This window comes from Planktothrix sp. FACHB-1355, from assembly GCF_014748295.1.
GTDB classification, from domain to species: Bacteria; Cyanobacteriota; Cyanobacteriia; order Cyanobacteriales; family Aerosakkonemataceae; genus Aerosakkonema; species Aerosakkonema funiforme_A.
Genome location: NZ_JACJUP010000273.1, coordinates 1 through 6,622, shown reverse-complemented (window position 1 = coordinate 6,622; position 6,622 = coordinate 1). Strand labels below are relative to the sequence as shown.

Here is a 6,622-nt window from a genome sequence, read left to right as displayed (position 1 = left end):
TGTAGGATGCGATCGCTAATTCTAGGTTATCTGCTTTTTCCCCTTTGATTCTATTTAAGTAGGCATTTCCCAGATTATTTTGCGTCGTTGCCCAATTTTGGGGAAAAGCTTGGCGAGTGCGAACTTCCAATGCGGCGGTGTAGGATGCGATCGCTATTTCTAGGTTATCTGCTTTTTCCCCTTTGATTCTATTTCTGTAGGCAATTCCCAGATTATTTTGCGTTCCCGCCCATTTTTCGCTACCCGTTTCCCGATGACTTAAAACTATTTGATAACCTATAATTGCAATTTCAATATTATTCCTTCTGTTTCCCAAAGGAAAGTCACTAATATCAATACTCAAATTTTCGATAACGCCGAGAATTGACTCAATTGTTTCTGGATGTTCGGCAATTAAATTTTCAGCCACTTGCTGTAAAATCTCCGCAAATCGCCCATTGAGGAGATGTTGCCGTTCCCCTAACATCGGGTAAATTACCGCCACATCGCTATTGCTTTCTTCTTCTGCTTGCAATAAATCTAGGATAAAGTTTCGATAATTTTCGATATTTTCATCTTCTGAAATATCGCCATTCCCCGCTGACTGCATTCCCAACCATTCCCCTAACTGACTGGCAAGATTTCGCAAAAAATCAACTGCATTCTCATTTCCCGCCTCTGCCAACTGTCCCGCTACTCCCTCGCAAACTTGCAGAAAACCCAAATCCAACAAATCCGAGTTTGCCTGTAAAATCTCTGGTTCTTCCCCGCTTGGACAATTTAGCAGTTCTTGAATCAGATTCACGTAAGCTTGAATGCGTTCCTCATTCATAAGGTGATGCCAGTAGCCGATCGGACAAAAACCCATCCGCAATCCATTTTAACCGATCTCGTGCAGGCACGGGAGAGTCTGGTATTTTCGCGTCTTTCGGGTTTATGGTAGAAAATGTTTGTCTATGTTACAGATATAGCATGGATTCATTACGGTTTGAATGGGACGACCAAAAAGCACAAATTAATATCCAAAAGCATGGGGTTTCCTTTGATGAGGCGGCAACTGTTTTCTACGATCCCCTCTATCTTGAAGATTACGATGAAGCTCACTCTGACCAGGAAGATCGGTTTAAGATTGTAGGCATATCAAGCAATGGGCGCTTGTTGGTTGTCACTTACATTGAACGAGTCGATAGAATACGGATTATTAGTTCTAGATTAGCGACAAAAAATGAACAACGAATCTATGAATCACAAACTTGAACGGGATGAAAGCGAAGCAGAAGATATGTTGGAGGAATATGACTTCAGCAATGCCAAACCTGGTAGACATCGGGGATTTAAGGGATCTTTGATTCGCGTTTTGGAAGACGGAACAGAACAAGCGATAACAAAAAACGATCGCCCAAATATTGAACGAGATCGGCGACAAATAAGTTTGTTGCTAGATGCCTTCATCGTGGAATACTTCGAGACAAAAGCGGGTGAAGAAGGGGTTCAAGAATTGATTAATCAGGTGTTAGCAGAGTACATCCATTCTCAGTATTAAGTAGGGTGCGTCAGACATTAAAATTATGGTTTCTCACGAAAAGTTTTCGCCTCTGACGCACCCTACAAACTATTTTAAATCAAATTAAATTTAACACGCGATCGTATTCTTGTTGATGAATGCGCCAAGCATTCCAAACATCAACTTTTTGCTGAAGATTTAACCAAAGTCTATGACCATTACCAAAAGCTTTACCAATTCTAATAGCTAAATCAACAGTAATAGGTTGTTCACCTTGAATAAGGTCATTAACAACTTGATTGGACACTCCTAAAATTTCGGCAAATTGTGTCGGAGTAATTGCTAAATCTTCTAAAATATCGGCAATAACTTCCCCAGGATGTACTGGTTTTGCTGGTCTATCTTGGAGCGGATTTTCTCTTTTTTGTATCATACTTTACTTTTCCTAATGAATTACTTATTTTACTATTTTAATGATAATCTTCGAGGTTGACATCATAAACCTCACCCTCGTCAAACCTAAACGTAATTCGCCAATTTCCTGATACTTTAATTGACCAAGTTCCTTGGCGATCGCCTTTGAGTTCATGTAAATCATAACCCGGTAATCTAATATCTTCTAACAGTAAAGCTGCATCTATGACCTCTAATCTAATTCTTATTTTCTTTTCTAAATTAGGAGGTACTCCTTTATTAATATTCTCTTGAAACAGTTTTTCAAGAGCTTTATTTTTAAAGGTCTGAATCATTCATCAACTCTCCTTATATTAATAGAAACAGCATTATTCAAATTTTATTCCTAATTTTTTTATTCATCTTGATGTAGTCTCAGTATTTGTAATACTTCTTCTTGATTCCTAATTAGTTTTCTTCCTTTATTTACTTATGATAATACATCAAATTTTTCTGCGAAAACTTTGTAATATTTTGTAATAGGGGCTGCTAGCCCTAATTATTTAGAACAGTTTATTAAGTAGGGTGCGTCAGACATTAAAATTATGGTTTCTCACGAAAAATTTTCGCCTCTGACGCACCCTACAAACTTATATCATTAAAGTGTAAGTTGGGTTTCGTTCCTCAACCCAACCTACAAGTTATTGCCCGATCAATTTTGTTCGGCTTCGGCGATAGTCGCTTCAACTTCAGCCAGAGGTAAGTCTATGGCTGTAGCAATTTGTTCTGTACTTAATCCCAGGCTAACCAGTCTGAGAATTGTAGCTTTTTCTCGCTGTTTAGCTTCTTGCGCTTCAGCTTGTATTTTGGCTATTTCAGCTTGTGCTTCCGCTTGTACTTCAGCCTGAATTTCTTGATAAACTCTGGTTTTCTTTAAGTCACTTAGATTAAACATAGCGGCTATCTCCTCTCTCGATTTTTGAGGTAACTTGTAAACAACGATCGTTTCAAGTAATTCGATCAAACTATCTCTGACTGTAACATTAGGTATTTCCGTCCGCACTTGTGCAGCTAATTCTCTAGCCAAATCTGGCGCTGTATTTTCCGGTTCAACAATTAGTTTCAGTAATTTTATCGGCAGAGATGCTGTTTCTGTCGTACTCAGTTCATCGATGTAAATACGGGTGAGATTAGGCAGTGCCAACATTTCCTGAAAGTGGATATTATTTTCTCTTTCAGTTTGGCGGTTTGGGTAGATTACTACTAACTGCCAAGGATGCGGCGGTTGGTATTGTCTGAGATAGATAAATAGTTCGGCAAATAGACGATAGTACAAATTTGGATCTGGTTGAAATTGCACCTCCACAATATAGAATGGTAGTTGAGAATTGGGGTTAATTGGTAGGAATAAACCATCTAACCGAAAGGATAATTGTTTCACCTCTTGGGAGGTAAATTCGTATTGGTTGGTAGTCTCGGCTGGTATGCCCAGGAGGGCAAAGAAAATAAAGGGAAATTGTCGGAAGATGTTGTAAAATAGACTATCGGTTTTCATTAATTATAATAAAAACAGCGATTATGGGTTGATAAGTCAACTATACCGCTTGTGGGCGATCGCTCAATCTTGAGGAAAAGTTTCATGGGTAGTAACTTCGAGGGCGGCAGTTTCCAATGCGATCGCTTTCTCTAAGTTATCAGCTTTCTCGCCTCTGATTCTGTCACGATAAGCTTTGGCGAGGTAATTTTGCGTGGTTGCCCACTGTTCGGGAAATGCTTGGCGGGTGTATACTTCGAGGGCGGCGGTGTGTGCGTCGATCGCTTTCTCCAGATTATCAGCTTTCTCTCCCCCAATTCTGGCACTGTAGAAACTGCCCAAACTATTTTGCATCCCCGCCCAATATACGGGAAATGCTACCGGGGTGTATACTTCGAGGGCGTTGGTGGCAAATGCGATCGCTTTTTCGAGATTATCAGCTTTTTCTCCCTTAATTCGATCGGAGTAAATCACTGCCAAATTATGTTGCACCATTGCCCAATAATCGGGAAAATCCTCGCGGGTGTATACTTCGAGGCTAGTAGTGTGTGCGGCGATCGCTTTCTCCAGATTATCAGCTTTTTCGCCCTCGATCCTGAATAAATAGGCAATTGCCAGATGATGTTGCGCGTTCGCCCAATCTTCGGGAAATCCCTCGCGGATGTCAATTTGGAAGGCAGAGGTGTGTATAGCGATCGCTTTTTCTAGGTTATCGGCTTTTTCGCCTGCGATTCTGTGACGATAGGCATGGGCTATATGATGTTGCGTTCGCGCCCATTTTTCGCTGCCCGGTGGACGATGACTTAAAACGATTTGATAACCTGCGATCGCAATTTCAATATTATTTGCTCTATCCCCCAAAGGCAAATCAAGGATATGAAAACTTAAAGATTCTACATAGTAGAGAACTCGCTGCACTGAGTTCGGATGTTGAATGAGCAAATTTCCAGTCACTCGCTGTAAAATTTCCGGAAAGCGATCGTCCAGGAGATGTTGCCGTTCTGCTAATATGGGGTAAATAACTTCTCCATCGTTATTCTGTTCTATTGCTTGCAATAATTCTAGAATAAAATCCCCATACTCCAGCATCCTTTCATCTTCTAAATCCTCCCCTTCTTCCTCTTCATCCCCCACCAAAAATTCCTCTAGATGACCGATCAGACTTCGTAGAAAATCAGCCGTATTCTCGTCTCCTGACTCGGCAAACTGTGCTGCTACTACCTCGCAAACTTCCAGAAACTTCAAATCCAGCAATTCCGAATTTGCCTGTAAAATCTGTGGTTCTTCACCGCTAGGACAATGCAGCAGTTGTTGAATCAGATTGAGATAAGCTTGAATGCGATCGTCATCCATATTTTTAGGGCGTTGGGTTTCAGGAAGAGTTTTAGCAATTTTGTCCTGTCCCCGCTCTAATATGGCACAAAGCGGTTTAATTTGGCAGATTTTAACAAATTTTTTAAGATTGGTTCAGGTACGTAGTTGGGCTTTAGCCCCTAATTTTGTTGGGTTTCATGCTTCAACCCAACCTACGGGTACTACAGGTAATAGGTTGTTTAATTGTAGTTGAAGTATGTTGGATTGCTTTAGAAGAAGTTCTTTCAGATTTATGAAATCCTGATTGATTTTGAAATAAAACAAACGCAGCCACAGCTAAAAGAAAATAACCAAAGCTTTTCTGAAGTTGTTGTGCGGAGACAAATTGAGCTAAATAAGCGCCCAATAAAGTTCCCAAACTAGCAGCTAATGTAAATGATACAGTCAGGAAAGTATCAAAAGAAACATGACCCAAATAACCTATTAATCCAGCCACAGCATTGAGAGCAATAATTAGCAGGGATGTGCCAATTGCCTCTTTCATGGGGGTATTTCCCAATAGCACTAAAGCCGGCACAATGGCAAATCCTCCGCCGACGCCTATTAAACCAGTTAAAATGCCTACGCCTACTCCTTCAACTGTTAACCACAACCAACTATATTTATGCACTGTTTGAGGAGAAGGAATTGGTTTTGGTTTTTCTTTTTGAGGTTGGTTTTTAGATTGAGAATTTCGCAAGATCATAAACACAGCCATGAGTAGCATCATCATGGCAAATAAGGCCATTTGAAAGGTTTCTGTAACGATAGGTAGTACGGCTATTTTGGCTCCGATAAATGCTCCTAACATAGTAGCAGAACCGAAAATGTAAGCTTTTTTCAAATTAATATTTCCTCGTCGCCAATGGGGAATAACTCCGAGCAAACTAACGGAGCCAACAATGACTAAAGTCATCGCGATCGCAGACTTGGGTGCTATTCCCATCACATAGACCAGTATTGGCAAAGCCAATACAGATCCACCTCCGCCCAACAATCCCAAACTAATACCAATACAGACAGCTAACAAATGTCCGATCGTCCAAATAAGCATTGTTTTTTCCTTGATAATCTCTTCGATTGGCTGCAATTTTTGCCAACAGTATTCCCCCACAGGTGTTAGTAATACCTGTGAAATTTAGCTGGGAAATTTATCTAAACTACAAAAGAATCTGGATGAGCTAAAAGAATCTAAAATCTAGAATTAGTCGCATACAATTTGTACGCGATCGAACCAGCAACGAACGCCACCATAAACAAAATTGGATTCCCATTCCGTAACACTAAAGCAACGATTCCTGGCCCAGGACAGTAACCCGCTATTCCCCACCCAATCCCGAAAATAGCAGCGCCAATTACTAAAGGTTTGTCGATATGTTTATTAGTGGGTAAATTAAATTTGTCTGCCAAAATTGGGTGAGGAAGACGCAGGACAAATCGGAAGGCAATTACCGTCACCGTGACTGCGCCACCCAACACAAATAATAATGTGGCATCCCAATTACCAGCGACATCCAAAAAGCCGAGTACGCGATCGCGATCGATCATCTGAGAAAGTCCCAATCCCAGACCGAATAGCACACCTGACAATAACGCGATTAGCTTCTCTTTCATATACTCAACCGCAATACGTGACGGACAACAAAAACTGTCAGGATAGCGGTAATCATAAATGTGAGAACTGCGACTAGCGATCGCATTGACAATCGACCTAAACCGCATACTCCGTGACCGCTAGTACAACCGCTACCCATGCGAGTGCCAAAACCTACCAGAAAACCGCCGATAATCATTGCCCAAGGACTAAATGCAGCGGTGGGAGTTGGTTGAGGTGCTAGTACATTTTCGTATAAAATGCC

Annotated in this window: 9 protein-coding genes and 1 pseudogene; 2 read left to right on the top strand and 8 right to left on the bottom strand. The window is 40.9% G+C overall.

Annotation, left to right across the window (positions count from 1 at the left end; genetic code table 11):
• Positions 1-847: pseudogene (locus H6S82_RS13560) on the bottom strand (tetratricopeptide repeat protein); the annotation flags it as partial.
• Positions 848-951: 104 nt separating this feature from the next.
• Here H6S82_RS13560 and H6S82_RS13555 point away from each other — a divergent pair.
• On the top strand, positions 952-1,236 hold the full coding sequence (locus tag H6S82_RS13555) for a BrnT family toxin (protein WP_190461757.1): 285 nt from the start codon (positions 952-954) through the stop codon (positions 1,234-1,236).
• Positions 1,220-1,522, top strand: a complete 303-nt coding sequence (locus H6S82_RS13550; protein ID WP_190461755.1) for a hypothetical protein — start codon at positions 1,220-1,222, stop codon at positions 1,520-1,522. The genes H6S82_RS13555 and H6S82_RS13550 overlap by 17 nt, the downstream gene beginning before the upstream one ends.
• Before the next feature lie 79 nt (positions 1,523-1,601).
• Here the strand turns inward: H6S82_RS13550 and H6S82_RS13545 are convergent, their stop codons facing one another.
• The 7 genes from H6S82_RS13545 to H6S82_RS13515 all read right to left on the bottom strand — a co-directional run.
• Positions 1,602-1,916, bottom strand: a complete 315-nt coding sequence (locus H6S82_RS13545) for a HigA family addiction module antitoxin (protein WP_190461752.1) — start codon at positions 1,914-1,916, stop codon at positions 1,602-1,604.
• Positions 1,917-1,953: 37 nt separating this feature from the next.
• Complete coding sequence (locus H6S82_RS13540) at positions 1,954-2,232, bottom strand: type II toxin-antitoxin system RelE/ParE family toxin (protein WP_190461750.1); 279 nt, start codon at positions 2,230-2,232, stop codon at positions 1,954-1,956.
• Positions 2,233-2,588: 356 nt separating this feature from the next.
• Positions 2,589-3,431 (bottom strand): Rpn family recombination-promoting nuclease/putative transposase, encoded by an 843-nt coding sequence (locus tag H6S82_RS13535; protein ID WP_190461748.1) that lies wholly within the window; start codon positions 3,429-3,431, stop codon positions 2,589-2,591.
• 63 nt (positions 3,432-3,494) lie between these two features.
• Positions 3,495-4,763: a tetratricopeptide repeat protein gene (locus H6S82_RS13530; RefSeq protein ID WP_190461746.1), complete on the bottom strand. Its 1,269-nt coding sequence runs from the start codon at positions 4,761-4,763 to the stop codon at positions 3,495-3,497.
• A 163-nt stretch (positions 4,764-4,926) separates the two neighbouring features.
• On the bottom strand, positions 4,927-5,817 hold the full coding sequence (locus tag H6S82_RS13525) for a sulfite exporter TauE/SafE family protein (RefSeq protein ID WP_190461744.1): 891 nt from the start codon (positions 5,815-5,817) through the stop codon (positions 4,927-4,929).
• A 137-nt stretch (positions 5,818-5,954) separates the two neighbouring features.
• Positions 5,955-6,377, bottom strand: coding sequence for a DUF6691 family protein (locus H6S82_RS13520; RefSeq protein ID WP_190461742.1), 423 nt, complete (start codon positions 6,375-6,377; stop codon positions 5,955-5,957).
• Positions 6,374-6,622, bottom strand: a 249-nt coding sequence (locus H6S82_RS13515) for a YeeE/YedE thiosulfate transporter family protein (RefSeq protein WP_191056310.1), incomplete at its 5' end; no start/stop codon positions are given. The genes H6S82_RS13515 and H6S82_RS13520, both read right to left, overlap by 4 nt.